Raw genomic sequence first — 18,827 nt, 5'->3', positions numbered from 1 at the left:
TAAAGCACATACCGGACGTTCACCACACTCAAAAACTTTTTCAACTTTTGCTGTACCATCCAGCGTCCTCAATAATGAGCGAGTCTCCCTCACACATCAGCATCACGACATTATCGTCTTCAAAATATGATTTAACGTTAAAATTATTGAGGATAGCTCGGTAGTCTTCGTCTGTACTTGCGACTTGATCAATAACTTCGTCATTGCTCAGGCCTTCTACATCCTCTAGCGCATATTTGAAATTCACTTTTTGCACGAAATCAGAAAAATGAGAGGCAGTTTCATAACGATTTTCCGTATCGCATAAAGTCTGATTTTCAGCTGCGCAAGCATTAGTAATTAATAAAGCTAAGATAATCAGTAATAGTTTCATGATACGTTCTCCCATAAGGTCTGCTTATCTGAGTCTCTATCGACACCGTTATCTAAATTCCAGTGTTTGAACATACTGGTATCTCCGTCATCAAATACCGCTGCGGCCAAAAACTCCCAATACGTCCGGACATTACCAACTGCCAGGTCAAATATTTCATCGTAATCTTTATTGCTAACTGGAGTTTTCAAATTGCGGATATAAGTAAAGTCGACTTCTTCGCGCAAGGGATAACCACTGCCAGAGTCCACTGCAACATGCCGCGCCCACTCAAAAAGCTTGTGCGTTTCTTCAGCTGTACCGGTAATTTTTCTAAAGCCATCGTGCCAACTTTCAATATTCGGCGGCGATTGTTCGAACTCTTCTGGGTATACCTCTCTGAGTGCAGCCGACCAAACTTTTTGAATAGTGGGATTAAATTTTTCATCAACGTCGTACTTGGTTAAATTCTCAGAAATACGCTCACAGTAACCAGGTTCACCCAGCCCCGTTCTTTCAAACCATATGTAGGTATCTTGATTCATTTCGCAAATCCGATGCGCTTTTTCATTACCCTTGTAGGGGCCAACCCGACATTCAACCACTGGGTGAATCGTCACATCAGCGATAACATGCGAAATGTATCCGGCTAACCACGGAAAAACGAATAACTTATTCTCGTCACTTAGCGCCTTTGTATTTTCAATAAGAGCTTTGACAATTCGCTTCGTGTCGCCGAGATGCATATAGTCAGCCCATTCAGTTTGCGCGTTGCGGCCAAACAGCGTTAAGGTCAAATATGGATAATCTGGACTAACCGAACCCAGCTCAATGAGTTCTAGATGACTTCCTAGTTGTGCTTTTACTTTTGAGTCAATATTTAAATTTTTGAGCTCTTTAAACTCTTTTGCAACATTAGCTACACTTAAATGAGCGAATGCACCTGGCATGACTGCCTCCCGTTTTCGTTTTTCTAACTCCGGCATTTTTCATTTGAGATGCCATTTAATTACTCGTTAGAAATAGTGCTTAATAAGTTTTATTTTGTTTTTTTCGAATTCGAACAAAGTAACCAGCATTTGTTCGTTTTCTTTAGGATCAGAGCTTCCATTTTTATCAGTGCAAGGGTGTAAATATTCGACGGTGACAACATTAAGCCCTTCAATGACATTTTTTACCTGGATATCGCATTCACCATATTCTCCTAGATAGGAAAGCAGGCCTTTTCTGTATTCGTCTTTTGATTGCACGGCATTAAACTTGGGATGCTCGAATGTTGCATCTTCGGTGAGCAGTGCTAGTAGGTTACTAACATCGTTTTTTGTTGAGTTTTTATGCTCCACAGCTTCTTGCGCTTCGAAATACTGGTTTACTTTAGCGGTCAAATCACTTGCGAAAGCAACATTAGAAAGCAGTAACGAAGCAAACATTACATGACAATATTTCATCTCTCCTCCTTGAGGCTTGTTAGTTGTTAGCCAACTAAACTACTCCTTTGCAACAATAAAGCAACTCTGGGATAAAACATCTAGCTTGAACGATAGCAGTTACTAGCGGCCAAGCATCACCAACACATAAAGTAGTCAATATGCCTTAATAGCGATTCAGCATTAACTAATTGAACTGAGCTCATTGCTATATAATTGTGTTCCTTGCTCTGTTAGTTTTCGTTGCAATCGTTTACGATTGGTTATTAAAATGAGCTAATAAATAATTATTTATGAAACAAAAAGTCTATTTTAATAATGTCGGTCAAGGTCTTTTTGCTGAAGTATATTTAGGCGATGATAGTGGAAGTGAATTCCGAATAGTTTATGACTGCGGCACGTCTAATCGGCAACAAGTCGTCCAGGATGCAATATCGGCTTCAACTCACCGAGCTAAGAATAGACCTATTGACCTGTTGGTTATTTCCCACTTCGACAGAGATCATATCAGTGGTGTTATTGATTTGATCAGAGCACAGCAGGTTCGCGCGATAATGTTGCCAAAGTTCAGTTATATTCTTAGAGTGGCGTTCGCAAGTCTCAAAGACAACAGTGAGCGGTTAAATAGCGATGTCCGAGAGGTTTTGGAGAATCCAGTTTCTAAACTTTCAAAGATTCATCAACAAAGACACGACACTGAGTCGCCGCGCTTCATATTGGTCGGCGCAGAAGAAGGCTATGAGTTTCCTTTTAATAATTCTGACAATTCTATACTTCGAGAATTAGACGTTGTTACGATTCCTTCGGGTAAGCCTGAGAGAGTTGATATTAAGCCGCAAGCAGCTGAAACTGAGGTTTTCGAAATTATCCCATACGTCGACGATCGAGTGGTTTTGAATAAATTAAAGACTTTTGAGCTAAAAGCTGGTCAAGAGGTGAGTAAGCTGCTGGGTAACGGAGATAAACTCGAAAAGCAGCATGCCTTAAATAATTTAAAGGATTTGTATACGCAGACTTTTGGCGGCTCGGCTTATCGGAAAAATGTCATTTCCCTGTTCCTCTGTATTGGCCCCCTTCGTAATCAGCGCAATACGTCGACGCTTACTTATAGTTATCGAGACAAAAAACAGGAAACCGTTGTCTCTGATATTCAGCAGCGAAGCAACATTTTATTCACAGGGGACGGCTTTCTGAATACGCTCACACGATGGAACGCTCTGGTATCCGAGATGACACAAGCACGGTTAGATAAAGTGGCTATTTTTCAGGTAATGCATCACGGTAGTAAAGGTAGCTGGTACCGAGGCTTAGCCTCCTGTGTTAACCCGTTGGCTTCGGTATTTTCATCTGATCCTAACTTAAGAAACACAAGGCACCCGAGTGAGTCGGTTATCAAGGACTTCATATATTTTAATCCTATCCAGGTAGATCAAGAACACAGCTGCGAGCTCACCTTGGAAGTTTAACGTTCTATTAATAGAACCGTAAAAAAGAAAGTAGATGCTTACCAACGAACAATCCAAGCCCAGCTTGCCGACCCAGCCGTGAAATATCCGGCTGCACTCTCCTCACCAAGAAAGCCGCGCAATGACACGCTTCTCATCGGTGAGCAGCGAAAATGACCAGCCATTGCGCTCACACATCCGTTGCACAATACCCAGGCCCAAACCATACCCTTGAGACGACGTTTCAATTGGCGTGTGCCGCTCATCTGCTTCACTGCTAATTTGGTTAGTGACTAAAAGCTCGTTATCTTTCACACGCACCGTGACCAGCCCCTGCTCGTCCAGCGTGTGCTCGAACGCATTTCGCACCAGGTTATTAATCGCAATAGAAAAAGCTTGTGGATGTCCGCAGACTATAGGCTCTGCAAGAGCGTCGATTTCAACATCAATGAACTTGCCGTTTAATAGATAGCGCTGCTGCTCGACCGCCTGGCTCACCATAGGCATGACTGAAAATTGCTCTTCATACAATCCATCATCGGTCTCGCGAGCAAGGCACAAGAACATGTCAATTGTGGTTCTCATTTCGTGCGTTGCACGCCGTAATCGGGCTAGCACCTTCTCATCAGCCGGTGACAAATCGCTTTGCTCCAGCAACTCCAGCGCGCCGGTTATCACCGTTAGTGGCGTCCGCAACTCATGACTGGCCGAACCGGTGAAGTACCGTTCCCTGACAATAAAGGCGCTGATGCGCTCAAGCGTCTTTTCAATGGTTTCAGCCAGCATACCCACTTCATCATCGCCAAACCGATTAGACTCAATGCGTTTATGATCGCCGGCCGATAGATGCTCCAGGTCGATGCTTGCGACCACGTCGGCGAGTTCCACGACCGGGGCTACCGCTTTGCGAATTACCATTAGTCCCAGCCCAAAGCCAAGCACACCAAGCGTTCCTACCACACCGGTAATAACCAACAACCACCACCAATCCTCTGAAGACTCGGCTTCAATTTCAGCAACGTCAAATACCACGAAGGCTCGCCCCTGTTCGTTGCCTGCGGGTATAACCGCGACATGAAATTCTTCGGCAGTGAACTCGTAGGTTCCTTCAGCGGGGTCTGTTCGCGCCCAGTCCCTGAGCTTTTCCGGCAAGCTGTCTACCTCATCGTAACCGCGGGGGTTAATCGTCACAGCGGGATAAATTTCGGCGGCATGCTCCAATTGTTGCGTCACCACCCTATCTTCGCTCAGCTTAATGGCAGCGAAGAAAGCGAACCCCCAAACCACACTGAGTACAGCCACACAGACCGCAAATGCAATGGCCACACGCTTGCGTAAACTGTGACGGTACATTACTCCGGTTCCTCAGCAATTCGATAGCCAATACGATGCACCGTATGAATGAGCGCGTTGTCGAACGGCCTGTCGATAACCTGCCGTAACTTATACATATGTGAGCGGAGTGCATCACCATCGGGGCGCTCGTCCGCCCATAACAGGGTTTCGAGCTCATCGCGAGACACCACAGACGGCGCCGCTTCCATCACTCGTTGCAGCAGCCTTATGCCGGCAGGCGTAATATCGATATGCCGGCCGGCGCGATGCACCTGCAGCGTGGACCGGTTCAACCTCAAATCCCCGACGGTTAACAGGTTGGTCGCTTTTCTGTGACTGCGTTTGTACAGCGCTTGCAAACGGGCATGCAGCTCTTGTAACTCGAAGGGTTTGCTTAAATAGTCATCGGCTCCCGCAGTAAAGCCTTTGAGTTTATCGTCCAGCGTATCCCGTGCTGTTAGCATCAGAATGGGCGTTTCTAATTCGGCCTCGTCACGCAATTTCTGGCAAACGCTGAGACCATCCATCCTTGGAAGCATCAAATCCAGAACAATTACGTCAAACGAGTTCGACAGCGCCAGCTGCAGCGCGCTTGTACCATCATAAGCAAAATCCAAAATATAATGATGCCTTTCAAGGTACTCGGCAATGTTGCCGCAAATGTCGCGATTGTCTTCGACAATCAAAGCCCTAATCGGCGTCGCTGCAAGCGCCTGTCCCATTTAGTGTTCTCCTTACCAGGCGTAATCAAATCGCAGGCCAATAAGTGGTTCCGCTTCGCTATCGTCATCCACTTGCACGCCCCGGCGATAGTCAAATTCGGTGTCGTCGCTCGAAGACGCCGCCGTTACGTTAATAACATCAAGAAACGCGGTTACATCAACCGGGCCAACGGCACGTCGGTAATCTACTCGAAGGTTAAATATGCCCGAGCCACTTTTACGACCAATGTTACGCTCTGTTATTTCTTTAGAGTAGCGCAAAGGTTGCCCTGGTCCCAGCACGTCGGCGTGAATAATAAAGTTGTCATCTGGCCTGCCGGACAAGTATTTGTAGCGCCCGGCCACCTTCCAGCGGTCGTTGATTTCCCAGGTTAAGCCGAGCGTTGCGACATGGTCGCGACTAAATTCTGCAGCAACCTCACCGCGGCCGTCTTTGCGGTCGACTACGGCATCGTTATAGGAGTAAGTCGCGGTAGCGTAAATGCCCTCGGTAATCATACCGTTGGCCACAATATCAACGCCGTAAGATGTACCGTCACCGATATTAGCGAACGTTCCGTTGGCTCTATCAAGGTCTACCACGAGGTTATCAAGGCTCTGGTAATAGGCTTCTGTCAGCACCGACCAGCTCTTGCTCGGGAAGAACTGAAACCCGACACTGCTGTGCGTGATTTCTTCGTTCTCAAGGTTGTTCGACTCATTCGCAGCCAGGTCTAAAAACCGTGGCGACTGATGAAAGAGCCCCGCGGTCGCGAAGTATCTCATTGTTGTACTTGGCCGCCAGTTTGCGCTGAAACGGGGCGAAACCAGGCTTTCGTCGGCAAAGCCGTCGCGCTCTAAGCGCAATCCGGTACTAACATCCCAATCACCGAACTCAAAAACCTGCTCAACGTACCCTGCATAGTTCGTCTCTTTTTGAACCAGTGACGAATTGATGTTTTCAGGCATCAAGACAATATATTTCTGATCAGGGTCGGGGCGAAAATCATCGTCGTCGTAAACATACCGGATCCAGTCGCCGTCTAAAACGGTGTCATAATCCAGTTCAAGTTGCGTTAATCGAACACCTGCACTTAACAAACCCCATTGGTTCATTGTCTCGAAGTCGCTGCGCAAGCCGATTTCAGTTTCACCCTCACCAATAGTAATAATGTTTTCACGCACAGGAAAACTCGACGCGGGGGCTCCTTCCGGAACACGCTCAGGAAAGGCTTCACCCTCTGAGCTAATTTTGTCGCTTTTGCGATAATAAACCTTGTTAGTCCAGATAGAGTTCTCACCAATCCACGACCGCAATGTCAGGCCGTACAAATCGCTGTCTTGTTCAGAGTCTTGCAGTGCCGTATCTTCGAAATTCGGCGATTCGGCAACATGAGTCACGCCACGCGTATAGTCCTCGTGTGTGTCTATCAGCAGAACTTCTAACGTGTGCTTATCGTTAATGGGTGTGACCGACTTTACGATGACGTCGCGCAATACCGGCTCTCCGATATCAAGCTCTTCAATGGTTTCAAATAACTGACCGAAATCGAGTCTTCGGGCAGAAACCAGTAAGGTAGAGTCTTCGGTGATACCACTCGGACCATCGTAACCTACTTCATAGCCCGCAAGGTCGTAGCGAAAACTGGCTGAAGGGCTTGGGTTACCATCGGCGACTTCCAGCTTGAGCAAGGATGCAGCCCGGCCCCCATAAGCGGCACTCCAGCCACCCGGTGAAAACTCGGCGCCACTAATCACGTTCGGTGCGAAAATCGAGAAACGACCGCCGCCACCTATATCTTCTTCTTCACCCAGGGTCGCATCAAAGTGAATCGCTTTATCAAACGGAAACTCATCAACAAATAACAAATTGTCTCTTGGGCCACGGCCGCGCACGCTGAAGCTCGCAAACTCACTGGCGGATGCCAGGCCCGGTAAACCGTCCAGCGAAAGGAGTGGATCGGCCCCACCGCCAACAGCACTTCGCAGGGCTTCTCTGTCAATATAGGTACTGCTTCCGGACCCGTACGCTTCGGCGCGTTGCCCTTGAACCAGCAGTCTCTCAATGGCCTGTTCAACAAGTTCAAACTCAACTTTCACATTCTTACGAGTGATAACGCGGATGCTTGGTTCATAAGCTGGAGCGAACCCGTCTTTGGCTACGCTAACGGAATAAAGGCCGGGGTCGAGTTCTTCAACAACAACACGACCTTGTGAGTCAGTTTCTACCGATTGTGCGGAATTGGTTTCGCGTTCCGTGAGCGTAATTTGCACAGTTGGCAGCGGACGGTCAGTCTTCTGATCTTTAATGATAAAAGTCAGCGCTCCGGGATCTTCTGCGGCGTGCGTAAAAAGTGGGAAGCTCATTAAAAAGCCCCACAAGATTAACAACGATACCTGTTTAAAGTGCCTGCCCATTTCCTGTTCCTCCAGCTATCTGCTCTTATTAAATTAGTGAAGCGCTGACAGGTTAGCAAAGCTAATGTGACTAAAAAGTCGCTGAAATAGGAACATCAAACAGGAGCGATATTGCGAGGGTGTCTGAAGGATCAAATTGTAATCCCACCATTTTAAGCAGCTTCTAATCAGACCAGTAACATCTTTACAAAAGATCAATTGCGAATCATTTGCATTTGCATTTAACCGCGTGCTAGCCTTTCCGCACTGCCGAGAGAGCGGCGGTCAAAAAGGAATAGTCCGGGGGAGGACCGTTACTGTGACTGTTCCTATCCCTGGATGACTTGTCATTGATGACAGACTTGAATCAATTGCAAAGGAGGCAAAAGTGGCACGTACCAGCATAGAATCTGAAAGGGCAAGCAATGACCCAGGCTATGGTACCGCCGGTCATCTGCAGTTCGCTCCCCACACCGAGCTCTTTGGTATAGCTCCTGAGCACCACTATACCCGCTTGATGCAGCTGGGGATGGAGACCTTAAAAAATCGCCTTGAACAACTCGATGGTCCCAGCAGCGGTATTCGCCCCGAAGAGCTGCAAAAAGCATTTTCCAACATCGATCTCGATCATCCTTTGGAGAACATTGAGCAGGTTCTGGCTGAGATCGACACCCTTTATCTAAGCCATGCCATTTATTTTCAACATCCAGACTACCTGGCCCACCTCAACTGCCCTGTGATGCTCACATCCCTATTGGCGGAACAGTTGACTTCAGCCATCAATACCGCAGTGGAGACCTGGGACCAGAGCGCCGGCGGCACTTTGATAGAACAAAAGGTTATCGACTGGGTCTGCCAACGTGTGGGTTTTCAAGAATTTGCCGATGGCGTATTTACCACAGGCGGTACCCAATCCAATCTGATGGCGCTGCTGCTTGCCAGAGAACTAGCAGGCAGTCGCGAGCCGGGTCACAGAGGCAATGTCTTGGCAGGCCTGTCACCCAATGCCCGCCATTACCGCATCCTATGCTCTGAATTCAGCCATTTCAGCATTCAAAAGGCCGCCTCGCTTTTGGGGCTGGGTCACGAAGCCGTGGTGAGCATAGGTTGTGATTCCAACCGGCGCATGGATCCCAAGATATTGGCAAGCAAACTCAGACAACTCAAAGCTGCAGGATTAATTACCATCGCCGTGGTCGCCACCGCAGGGACCACAGACTTTGGCGCCATAGATCCGATATCTCCCATAGCCGCACTGTGCCAAGAGTTTGATTGTTATCTGCATGTAGATGCGGCTTACGGCGGTGCCCTGTTGCTATCACCGACCCAGCGCCAACGCCTCGAAGGTATAGAGCTCGCCGACTCGGTCAGTCTGGATTTTCATAAATCCTTTTTCCAACCAGTGTGCTGCTCAGCGTTATTGGTTAAAGACAAAGGGATGCTGGGTTATCTCACCTATCATGCCGATTACCTCAACCCCAAGTGTCAGGCTCAGGCCGGTGTGCCGAATTTGGTCAACAAAAGCCTGCAGACCACCCGCAGGTTTGATGCTCTTAAGCTGTGGCTGAGTTTAAGAGCGGCTGGGCCGGATGCCATAGGCGAAATGTTCGATAACCTGATTGCCACCACGGCAGCCCTTTATGAGAGATTTTGGCGCTTCCCTGAACTGCAGGCGGCTCAACGCCCTTCATTGACGACCTTAGTGTTTCGCTTCAATGATCCGACACTTGATAGCACCCAACTGGATCAGTGCAACCGCCATATCCGTGGCCGCCTGGCTCGCGAAGGGCGGGCCATGATTGCCGCTACCAAGGTGGCCGGCAGTCAGTACCTCAAGTTTACCCTGCTCAATCCTCATACTCGTCTCGAAAAGATCGAAGCCGTATTGACCGATATCAGCAAAATTGGCCGTGAGCAGGCCCGTTATTACAAGACCGGCGCCCCTTCCAGCGCCTGAGGACGAACCGATGCAAACGAAAACCTACGATATTCTGGGTATAGGAATAGGCCCATTTAACCTAAGTTTGGCGGCCTTGGCCGAGCCGCTAGAGGATCTTGAATGCCTGTTTGTCGATGCCAACGATGGTTTCGACTGGCACCCCGGTATGCTGCTGGAATCATCCAGGTTGCAGACCCCCATCATGTCGGATTTGGTGACCATGGCCGATCCTACCAGTCGTTATAGTTATCTCAACTTCGCCAAACAAACCGGCCGGCTGTACAGCTTCTACATCCGCGAAAGCTTCTTCTTGCCACGGCAGGAATATAACCTCTACTGTCAGTGGGTCTGCGCTGAGCTCAGCAACCTTCGATTTAATTTCAAGGTCACCCAGACCAGTTTCGATGCGGAAACCGACACCTACCTGATCAAAGGCCAGGACACAGCTAGAGCCGAAGAACGGACCTTCCGCGCTCGTCATCTGGTGCTGGGAACCGGCACTCAGCCCTGGATGCCTCATTTCTGTCCCAGTGCAGACAGTCGGGTCATGCACTCAGCTAACTACCTGCATCGTAAGGAGACGCTGCAGAGCCAGAGTGAGATCACCATAGTTGGTAGTGGCCAGAGCGCAGCGGAGATCTTTGAGGACTTACTGCTGGATATTGACAAATACGGCTATCGTTTACGCTGGCTCACCCGCTCGCCAAGGTTCTTACCGCTTGAGTACACCAAGCTGACGCTGGAAATGACTTCTCCGGATTATATCGATTATTTCCACGCTCTTCCCCAAGCTCAGCGCCGCGAGATTATCAATTCACAGAAGAATCTCTATAAGGGGATCAACGCCGATCTGATCAACAACATCTATGATCTGCTCTATCAAAAACGCTTGCATTGTGACTTCGATGTGCAGCTGCTGACCAACACGGTTCTGCAACGCGTTCACAGCGACGGACAACAACTGTTGCTGGGTTGCAGGCACACAGAGCTTGCGCAAGATTTTGAACTGACCTCCTCGGCATTGGTGATGGCTACCGGTTATTGCTACCGACTGCCAGATTTTCTCGAGCCGCTCCACTCGCAACTGCTGTTCGACCCAGAGGGTCAGCCAGATGTTCAACGCCATTACCACATAGACAAGGCCGGGCGAATTTTTGTCCAAAATCTAGGGCTGCACACCCATGGCTTGTGCTCACCGGATTTGGGCATGGGCTGCTATCGCAATGCCACAATACTACGGCAAATCTTGGGGGAAGCGCCTTACCATATAGAGAAGCAAATCGCCTTCCAGAGCTTTGGAATCCCGGGGAGCACGAATCAGCAGTTGCAGCGGGAGGTCTCCTGATGGCCTCTCAGACAACAGTTCGCTCATCTCCCCAAACGACCGACTTCAGTGCAAGATGCGGTTTTACGCTGGGCAAGCGTCTTAAGGTGAATGGCTTTGACTTTTGCGCATATCAAGAAAGCGAGCACTTTGACACGCTCAACGGCTGGCTCGAGCGCGACTACGCCGCCTTCTGGGGAGCACAGTCTATGACGTCTGCTGAGCGGCGTTCCGAGCTTGCTCCTACGACAAGTAAATTCGGCTTGATGGCCTATCGAGGCACTGAACCTGTGCTTTATACCGAGCTGTACGATCCTCGCTTCGATGAAGTAGGGAAACACTATGAATGCCAAAACGGTGATTGCGGTATGCATTTACTGCTGGCCCCTGCCAGTAAACCCCAGAGCGGCTTCAGTCGCCGAGCAATTACGGCCGTGGTTTCGTTGATACTACAACACTTAGGCTTTGTGCGCCTAGTCGTTGAGCCGGATATTAACAACCAAAAGATACATCCGCTGAACCGGACGGTAGGCATCTACTACAGCCAAGCCATTCAACTGAAAAACAAAAAAGCCATGCTGGGTTTTTGCACCCTGCCTAGCTTCAATGCCGCAGTAACAAAAGGAACCTTACAATGACAGTGCCCATTATCGACCAAACCCATATCAGCCATTTGACACCGACCATCTGGAATTTGGCAAGCCGCCATCTGCTAGCCAAAATTATAAGCGAATTTAATCATGAACGACTATTGGTTCCAGAGCTATTGCCACAAAAAGATCGAGAACAGCAGGCAAGTTGGCAATTCCATCTGGATACGCCTGATGGCCAGCTTTGCTATCGTTTCACTGGACGCCGCTATCAATTAGACCACCTGCAGATAGAGCCAGAGTCTATCGAGTGTTTCAAAGACGGCGAACAACAGCAGCCAGACGCCATGCTACTAATCATTGCTCTGAAGGATCGTCTTGGCATAAGCGATGCACTACTGCCCACTTATCTTGAGGAGATTACCAGCACCCTCTATAGCAAGTCCTTCAAACTTCTATGGCAGGCAAAACCAGTAGAGGAACTGGTTGATTGTGATTACCAGCAGATAGAAGCGGCTATGACCGAAGGCCACCCTGTATTTGTTGCCAACAATGGCCGCATAGGCTTTGACGCCGTTGACTGTCACGCTTTTAGTCCAGAGAGCGGTCAACCGCTGCAACTTGAGTGGCTAGCAGTCAGCAAAGAACACACTAGTCTGGCTTTGATAGAAGGGCTCGACTATAGCCAACTACTGCTAGACGAGTTGGGCGACGATCTGTTGCTACAGTATGAGCAGAAAATTCAACAGCAGGGCAAAAATCCCGACGATTATTTTCTAATACCTGTTCATCCGTGGCAGTGGCGCGAAAAGGTCAGTCGCATATTTGCTGCCGACCTAGCCCGCGACCGCCTCATTTACTTAGGCCGAGGCCGTGATAAATATCAAGTACAGCAATCCATCCGCACCTTCTTCAACCTGAGCCAACCCAAACGCTGTTACGTAAAGACGGCACTTTCCATTCTCAACATGGGGTTTATGCGGGGCTTATCGCCCTACTACATGAATCGTACGCCCAAAATCAACGCGTTTGTCGCCGAGCTTATTAACAGCGACCCCTTCTTTGCCAATCAAAGATTTGTTCTGCTCAGGGAGATAGCCGCTATCGGCTACCACCACAGGTACTATGAGCAAGCGTTGGAGAAAGATACTCCCTACAAGAAAATGCTCTCGGCGCTGTGGCGTGAAAGTCCCTATGATCTCAGATTCAGAGGCGAGCCTTTGGTAAAACCGGGGCAGCAACTAATGAGCCTAGCGGCCCTTCTGCACCAAGATAGCCAGCAACAAAGCCTCTTGGCGGCACTTATTCAGGCCTCTCCCCTGAGCGCTCACGACTGGGTGAGTCGCCTATTGGACCTCTACCTACAGCCCCTGCTGCACGCCTTCTTTGCCTACGATCTGGTGTTTATGCCTCACGGAGAAAACCTTATTCTCGTGCTGGATGAAAAGGTGCCTGTCACTATATTGATGAAGGACATTGGCGAAGAAGTTGCGATTCTCAACGGCAGTGCGTCGTTACCAAAACATGTGGCAGAGTTGGCCGTATCGCTCGAAGAAGATATGAAGCTCAACTACATACTACTGGATATTTTTGACTGTATTTTCCGCTTTATAGCGCCACTACTCGATCGCCACACCAGCCTTAGTGAGCATGGATTTTGGGCGCTAGTCGCCGATAAAGTGAGAGAGTATCAAGCATCCCACCCTCAGTTTGCTGATAAATATCACCGCTACGACCTATTCCAAGCGACCTTTGTACGCACTTGTCTGAACCGTATCCAGCTCAACAACAACCAGCAGATGATCGATCTCGAAGACAGAGAACAAAACCTAAGGTTTGCCGGCGATATTGAGAATCCGCTTCACCGTTTTACCGCCAGCCATAGCTTTGGCGTAAAACCAACTAAGGCCGAAAACCTTGCCAAATCAGCTTTATAAACCATTCAAGGATTAACAGAAAAATGGATATTAATATGCAACCCTCTCATTACTTCAGACCAACCCCAATTGCCCTGTTCTGCTCTGTCTTAATGTGTGCCCCTGCATTCGCCACCGACAAGAGCGAAGCAAAAGAGCTAGAGATATTGACGGTGGTCGGTACCCAAAGCGAGCCCATGAGCTACAAAGCGAGCGATATGAGTACGGCTACCGGCATGAATCTCTCGTTTCTAGAGACGCCACAGTCTGTCACCGCGGTAACCGCCAAAGCGATTAACGACCAACAGCTTAATTCTGTCATCGATGTAATGACCAGTGTTGCCGGAGTTAACGCCCGTCCCTCTGACAACGACAGATATTCCGTCAGCGCTCGCGGAATCTCGGTCAGCAGCATTCTTTATGATGGCGTTCCAACCACCTATGACACCCGCTTTAATTACGGTGATAATCTGATGGACAGTGCTCTTTATGAACGTGTCGAAATAGTGCGTGGCGCCACCGGCTTGATGCTTGGCGCCGGTAGCCCCTCTGCCGCCATCAATTTAGTGCGAAAACGTCCCACGACAAACTTTCAGGGAAACATCAGTATAAGCGGCGGTTCCTGGGACATGCTGCGCAGTGTGATCGATCTCTCTGGCGGACTCAATCAGAACGCTTCCGTCCGCGGCCGAATCGTATTGGCTTATCAGGACAAAGACAGTTGGCAGGACAGATATGAGCAACAACGGCAAACCCTTTACGGCATTCTGGAAGCGGATTTGGGAACCAATACCCTGCTGACTCTGGGTAGTGATTTTCAACATACTAAACCAGAGGGCACCATGTCCGGCGGATTGCCACTGTTTTATAGCGACGGTAACCGTACCGATTACGACCGGCATGTCTCTACCGCCCCAAGTTGGGCCTCAGCTGAGACAAACGCGCTCAACAGCTTTGTCACTTTGGAGCATCATTTCAATTCAGATTGGCGCCTTAAAGGCAGTTACATCTACGGCGACAACAGCCTGGAATATGATGTGCTCTGGCCGACAGGGAATCCGGATCCCGTCAGCAACGAGGGCATGATCCCCGGCTCTATGGCCTTTATCGACGGAAGTCGCACCCAGCACACCATCGATCTCAAGCTGACAGGAAGCTTTAATGCCTTTGGCCGCAACCACCAACTGGTGGCCGGTACCAATCAACAGGAGCAGAATTTTGCCAACCCCTACTATAGCGCCCTCGGTCCCAAACCAACACTGGGAGACTTTAGCAAATCCAACTTCGATTACCCAAGACCACAATGGAGCGATGAAGTGCTGTATGGTTCATGGGGCGAAACCACGCAACAGGCAGTGTATGTCGCGTCTCAGCTTGAGCTGAGCACAGCCTTGTCTGTTGTACTCGGTGGGCGTTTAGATAACTGGGAAACCGATCAGGACAATTTTGGGGCCACACATGACTATAAAATCGATAATGAATTCACGGGCTATCTGGGACTCACCTATGCCTTGAGTGAGGCGTACGCTCTGTATGCCAATTACACGGACATTTTTACTCCGCAAAGCAAGGTCAAGACCGATGGCAGTTATCTGGATCCTATTAAGGGCATCAATTATGAGGCCGGAATCAAAGCCACTCTGTTCGGCGACGCTCTCGATTTGTCGTTAGCTGGCTTTGAGATCCGTCAAGATAATGTCGGAGAACAAACCGGTGAAACCTTGCCAAACAGCACTATTCCCATTTATCGCGGCGTCGACGATACTCAGACTCGCGGTTTTGAGTTTGAAGCAAATGGCTCTATCAATAAAAATTGGGACATTTATTTAGGCTACACTCAGTTTGAAACCGAAGACCCCTATGGCGAAAGAATTAACACCATCAATCCGGAGCAGCAACTCAAGCTTTTTACCGGCTATGAGTTTGATGGATGGCTTAACGGACTGCGCATAGGCGCTGGCGTGAACTGGCAGAGTCACATCTACAACCAAGTCTCCAAACCAGATAATAGTACAGCCGAAGTGGAACAAGGTAGTTACGCGCTAGTGAAGTTAATGGCGAGATATAAAATCAATAAACAGCTGAGCCTGAGAGCCAATCTGGATAACGCGTTGGACAAAAGCTATTACAGCCAGCTCGGCTTCTATAACCAGTTCCAATACGGCGCACCGCGTAATTTCAGCGTCACCTTGAGCTATCGCTTCTAAGCCAAGTTGTGCTAACAGTGCCGGCAGGTGTACAAAGATCGCTGCTTCTGTAGCAGCTCAAAGAAACTTTCTCACTGACTAATCCTGTTGAAAAATAAACCGTGTAGACCAAAAAAGCCCGCTAAAAAGCGGGCTTCAGATTCATGTCAGTGAGATATAGCACCTGAAGTGAACGTCAGGCTACATCACAAAGTTTACCTATACTCTTCAATGCTCGGGCATGAGCACATCAGGTTACGGTCGCCGAACACGTCGTCAATACGGTTTACGGTTGGCCAGAACTTATCGTAGCCAACGGCTTCTACCGGATACGTCGCTGTTTTTCGGTCGTATGGGCGGTCCCACTCGGCGTCGGTAATGTCGGCCAGAGTGTGTGGTGCGTTAACCAGTGGGTTGTTGTCTTTTGGCCAGTCGCCTGCAGCCACTTTTTCGGCTTCAGCTTTAATGCTGACTAAGGCTTCAATGAAGCGGTCCAGCTCGGCTTTAGACTCAGACTCTGTAGGCTCAACCATAATAGTACCCGCTACCGGGAAGCTCATGGTTGGCGAGTGGAAGCCGTAGTCCTGTAAACGCTTAGCCACATCAATTTCGGCAATGCCGGCGGCGTCTTTCATTGGGCGCAAGTCAATGATGCATTCGTGCGCCACACGGTTGTTACGGCCACGGTACAGAATTTTGAAGTGCTTGCTCAGCTTCTCAGCTAGGTAGTTGGCGTTCAAAATAGCCGTTTCTGAGGCTTCACGTAAACCGCGTCCGCCCATCATGGCAATGTACATCCAGGAAATGGTCAGAATGCTCGCGCTACCAAACTGAGCACCAGACACCGCGCCATTACCTGCTTTAGGGCCTTCAATATTCACAACCGAGTGGTTTGGCAAAAACTCAGCCAGATGCTGTTTAACACCAATAGGACCCATACCCGGGCCACCGCCACCGTGCGGAATACAGAAGGTTTTGTGCAGGTTCAGGTGCGATACATCAGAGCCAATGTAACCCGGAGAGGTAACACCCACTTGCGCGTTCATGTTGGCACCATCCATGTAAACCTGACCGCCGTAGCTGTGAACCAGGTCACAAATGTCTTTAATGCCTTCTTCGTAAACACCGTGCGTTGACGGGTAAGTCACCATAATGCACGACAGGTTATCGCCTGCTTCTTCGGCTTTAGCTTTCAGGTCGTCCATGTCCACGTTGCCGTGCTTGTCACAGTCAACCACCACCACTTTCATGTTCATCATCTGAGCGGAAGCCGGGTTGGTACCATGAGCCGAACTTGGAATAAGGCAAATGTTGCGGTGCCCGTCGCCGCGGCTTTCGTGGTATTTCTGAATAGCCAGTAAGCCGGCGTACTCGCCCTGCGCACCCGAGTTCGGCTGCATAGACATAGCATCGTAGCCAGTCACATCAATTAACCATTCAGACAAGGTTTCAACCAGCTCGTAATACCCTTCGGCCTGTTCTGCCGGGCAGAACGGGTGCAACTGACCAAACTCAGGCCAGGTAACCGGAATCATTTCTGCTGTAGCGTTCAGCTTCATGGTGCATGAACCCAGTGAAATCATGGAATGGTTCAGGGCTAAATCTTTGTTTTCCAGCTTTTTAATGTAACGCAGCATTTCAGTTTCTGAGTGGTACTCATTGAATACCGGGTGTTGCAGATACTGAGAGGTACGCACTAAGTCAGCAGGAATGGATTCCACGTCGCCACCGGCAACGCGGCTATCTAAAATATCAATGTCTAAACCGTGGTTTTCGCCAAACAGAGCTGCGAATAAGGTTTCAACGTCGTCACGAGTTTTTGCTTCGTCCAGGCTGATACCAAATACGCCTTCGCCGTCAACACGCAAGTTAACGCCCAGCGCTTTACTGCGAGCCAACACGTCTGCTGCGTTTTCTTTCATTTCAAAGGTTAAGGTGTCGAACCAGTGGCTGTTCACCAGCTCCACGCCTTTGTCCTGCATGCCTAACGCAACAATGTCGGTTAACCGGTGAATACGGTTGGCAATGCGGCGCAAACCGTCAGGACCGTGGTAAACGGCATAGAAAGACGCCATGTTCGCCAGCAGAACCTGCGCGGTACAAATGTTGGAGTTCGCCTTTTCGCGGCGGATGTGCTGCTCACGAGTCTGCATAGCCATACGTAACGCAGGGCGTCCGCGCGAGTCTTTAGAAACACCAATGATGCGGCCAGGCAGTGAGCGCTTAAACTTGTCACGAGTAGCAAAGAACGCTGCGTGAGGACCACCGTAGCCCATAGGGACACCAAAGCGCTGGGCGTTACCGAACACCATGTCGGCACCCATTTCACCCGGTGCTTTCACCATCAACAGGCTCATGAGGTCAGAAGCAACGGCGACAATGGCCTTTTTCTCCTGCAACTCACCAATCAACTGTTCAATATTGTGCAGCTGGCCTTGCTTGTCAGGGTACTGCAACAAGGCACCGAACACATCGTGGTCAGACGCTTCACGCGCTGGTCCAACAATAATGTCGAAACCAAAGTATTCTGCACGGGTTTTCACTACGTCGATAGTTTGCGTGTAAACGTTATCGGCAATATAAAACGCGTTCGATTTTTTGTTTTTAGAAACACGTTTCGCCATGGCCATAGCTTCGGCTGCGGCGGTTGCTTCATCAAGCAACGACGCACTGGCTAAATCCAGGCCGGTTAAGTCCATGGTCATTTGCTGGAAGTTAAGCAGCGCTTCTAGACGGCCCTGAGCAATTTCCGGCTGATACGGCGTGTACGCTGTATACCAACCCGGGTTTTCCAGCACGTTACGCAAAATAACGTTAGGCACTACGGTGTCGTAGTAGCCCATACCAATGTACGAGGTGCAAATTTGGTTCTTTTTCGCAATGCCTTTAAGGCGAGCAAGAGCTTCACGTTCCGTTTGCGGCTCCCCGGTTTTCAGGAAGGGTTCACGAAGAATAGCACCAGGTACCGTGTCTTTGGTTAGTGCCTCTAAAGAATCAACACCCAGTTCAGCCAGCATGGCTTTTTGCTCATCGGCGCTTGGCCCAATGTGGCGGCTGATGAATTCATCGTGGTGTTCTAGTTGCGTCAGGGTAGTACTGCTCATGTAACTCGGCCTCGTACATTTATCGGGAATTTATCGAAAACTTATCGGAATTAAGAAACAATGAACCCCGGCTAATTTCCGGGGCTCAGGACGCTCTGTGTCATTGGTGCT

Annotated in this window: 13 protein-coding genes; 6 read left to right on the top strand and 7 right to left on the bottom strand. The window is 49.3% G+C overall.

Features of this window, described 5'->3' with window-relative positions; genetic code table 11:
- Positions 1–40: 40 nt before the first annotated feature.
- From RBK99_RS04975 to RBK99_RS04965, 3 genes are all read right to left on the bottom strand, one after another.
- Positions 41–373 (bottom strand): hypothetical protein, encoded by a 333-nt coding sequence (locus tag RBK99_RS04975; RefSeq protein WP_317503539.1) that lies wholly within the window; start codon positions 371–373, stop codon positions 41–43.
- On the bottom strand, positions 370–1,302 hold the full coding sequence (locus RBK99_RS04970) for a zinc dependent phospholipase C family protein (RefSeq protein ID WP_317503538.1): 933 nt from the start codon (positions 1,300–1,302) through the stop codon (positions 370–372). Before RBK99_RS04970 ends, RBK99_RS04975 begins: the two co-directional genes overlap by 4 nt.
- Before the next feature lie 66 nt (positions 1,303–1,368).
- Positions 1,369–1,800 carry a nuclear transport factor 2 family protein gene (locus RBK99_RS04965; RefSeq protein ID WP_317503537.1) on the bottom strand — a complete coding sequence of 144 codons (432 nt, stop codon included), beginning with the start codon at positions 1,798–1,800 and terminating at the stop codon, positions 1,369–1,371.
- Positions 1,801–2,072: 272 nt separating this feature from the next.
- Between RBK99_RS04965 and RBK99_RS04960 the strand changes: the two genes are divergently transcribed.
- Positions 2,073–3,245, top strand: a complete 1,173-nt coding sequence (locus RBK99_RS04960) for an MBL fold metallo-hydrolase (protein ID WP_317503536.1) — start codon at positions 2,073–2,075, stop codon at positions 3,243–3,245.
- A gap of 102 nt (positions 3,246–3,347) precedes the next feature.
- Here the strand turns inward: RBK99_RS04960 and RBK99_RS04955 are convergent, their stop codons facing one another.
- The 3 genes from RBK99_RS04955 to RBK99_RS04945 are packed head-to-tail and all read right to left on the bottom strand — an operon-like array spanning position 3,348 to position 7,627.
- Positions 3,348–4,577 carry a sensor histidine kinase gene (locus tag RBK99_RS04955; RefSeq protein WP_317503535.1) on the bottom strand — a complete coding sequence of 410 codons (1,230 nt, stop codon included), beginning with the start codon at positions 4,575–4,577 and terminating at the stop codon, positions 3,348–3,350.
- Positions 4,577–5,281: a response regulator transcription factor gene (locus RBK99_RS04950; protein WP_491015851.1), complete on the bottom strand. Its 705-nt coding sequence runs from the start codon at positions 5,279–5,281 to the stop codon at positions 4,577–4,579. Before RBK99_RS04950 ends, RBK99_RS04955 begins: the two co-directional genes overlap by 1 nt.
- 12 nt (positions 5,282–5,293) lie before the next feature.
- Positions 5,294–7,627, bottom strand: a complete 2,334-nt coding sequence (locus tag RBK99_RS04945; protein WP_317503534.1) for a TonB-dependent receptor — start codon at positions 7,625–7,627, stop codon at positions 5,294–5,296.
- Between the two features lie 418 nt (positions 7,628–8,045).
- Here RBK99_RS04945 and RBK99_RS04940 point away from each other — a divergent pair, with 418 nt between their 5' ends.
- Genes RBK99_RS04940 through RBK99_RS04920 form a run of 5 tightly spaced genes read left to right on the top strand, consistent with a single transcriptional unit; the run spans position 8,046 to position 15,633 of the window.
- Positions 8,046–9,614, top strand: a complete 1,569-nt coding sequence (locus RBK99_RS04940) for a pyridoxal phosphate-dependent decarboxylase family protein (RefSeq protein WP_317503533.1) — start codon at positions 8,046–8,048, stop codon at positions 9,612–9,614.
- Positions 9,615–9,624: 10 nt separating this feature from the next.
- A complete protein-coding gene (locus RBK99_RS04935) occupies positions 9,625–10,941 on the top strand; it encodes a lysine N(6)-hydroxylase/L-ornithine N(5)-oxygenase family protein (RefSeq protein WP_317503532.1) in 1,317 nt (438 codons plus the stop codon).
- Entirely contained in the window at positions 10,941–11,558 is a 618-nt protein-coding gene (locus RBK99_RS04930; RefSeq protein ID WP_317503531.1) for a GNAT family N-acetyltransferase, read from the top strand. Before RBK99_RS04935 ends, RBK99_RS04930 begins: the two co-directional genes overlap by 1 nt.
- Entirely contained in the window at positions 11,555–13,447 is a 1,893-nt protein-coding gene (locus RBK99_RS04925; RefSeq protein WP_317503530.1) for an IucA/IucC family protein, read from the top strand. Before RBK99_RS04930 ends, RBK99_RS04925 begins: the two co-directional genes overlap by 4 nt.
- A gap of 23 nt (positions 13,448–13,470) precedes the next feature.
- Positions 13,471–15,633, top strand: coding sequence for a TonB-dependent siderophore receptor (locus RBK99_RS04920; RefSeq protein WP_411161968.1), 2,163 nt, complete (start codon positions 13,471–13,473; stop codon positions 15,631–15,633).
- Positions 15,634–15,827: 194 nt separating this feature from the next.
- On the opposite strand, the gene gcvP is transcribed toward RBK99_RS04920, so the two are convergent.
- Positions 15,828–18,716, bottom strand: coding sequence for an aminomethyl-transferring glycine dehydrogenase (gene gcvP / locus RBK99_RS04915; RefSeq protein WP_317503529.1), 2,889 nt, complete (start codon positions 18,714–18,716; stop codon positions 15,828–15,830).
- Between the last annotated feature and the right edge of the window lie 111 nt (positions 18,717–18,827).

Origin of the sequence: Idiomarina solivarensis, from assembly GCF_033052755.1 — a bacterium.
GTDB lineage: Bacteria > Pseudomonadota > Gammaproteobacteria > Enterobacterales > Alteromonadaceae > Idiomarina.
This window is presented reverse-complemented; position numbering and strand designations above follow the sequence as displayed.

Coding starts and splice junctions, on each gene's coding strand:
- RBK99_RS04975 (WP_317503539.1), bottom strand. CDS start 373: ATGAAACTATTACTGATTATCTTAGCTTTATTAATTACTAATGCTTGC.
- RBK99_RS04970 (WP_317503538.1), bottom strand. CDS start 1,302: ATGCCAGGTGCATTCGCTCATTTAAGTGTAGCTAATGTTGCAAAAGAG.
- RBK99_RS04965 (WP_317503537.1), bottom strand. CDS start 1,800: ATGAAATATTGTCATGTAATGTTTGCTTCGTTACTGCTTTCTAATGTT.
- RBK99_RS04960 (WP_317503536.1), top strand. CDS start 2,073: ATGAAACAAAAAGTCTATTTTAATAATGTCGGTCAAGGTCTTTTTGCT.
- RBK99_RS04955 (WP_317503535.1), bottom strand. CDS start 4,577: ATGTACCGTCACAGTTTACGCAAGCGTGTGGCCATTGCATTTGCGGTC.
- RBK99_RS04950 (WP_491015851.1), bottom strand. CDS start 5,281: ATGGGACAGGCGCTTGCAGCGACGCCGATTAGGGCTTTGATTGTCGAA.
- RBK99_RS04945 (WP_317503534.1), bottom strand. CDS start 7,627: ATGAGCTTCCCACTTTTTACGCACGCCGCAGAAGATCCCGGAGCGCTG.
- RBK99_RS04935 (WP_317503532.1), top strand. CDS start 9,625: ATGCAAACGAAAACCTACGATATTCTGGGTATAGGAATAGGCCCATTT.
- RBK99_RS04930 (WP_317503531.1), top strand. CDS start 10,941: ATGGCCTCTCAGACAACAGTTCGCTCATCTCCCCAAACGACCGACTTC.
- RBK99_RS04925 (WP_317503530.1), top strand. CDS start 11,555: ATGACAGTGCCCATTATCGACCAAACCCATATCAGCCATTTGACACCG.
- RBK99_RS04920 (WP_411161968.1), top strand. CDS start 13,471: ATGGATATTAATATGCAACCCTCTCATTACTTCAGACCAACCCCAATT.
- gcvP (WP_317503529.1), bottom strand. CDS start 18,716: ATGAGCAGTACTACCCTGACGCAACTAGAACACCACGATGAATTCATC.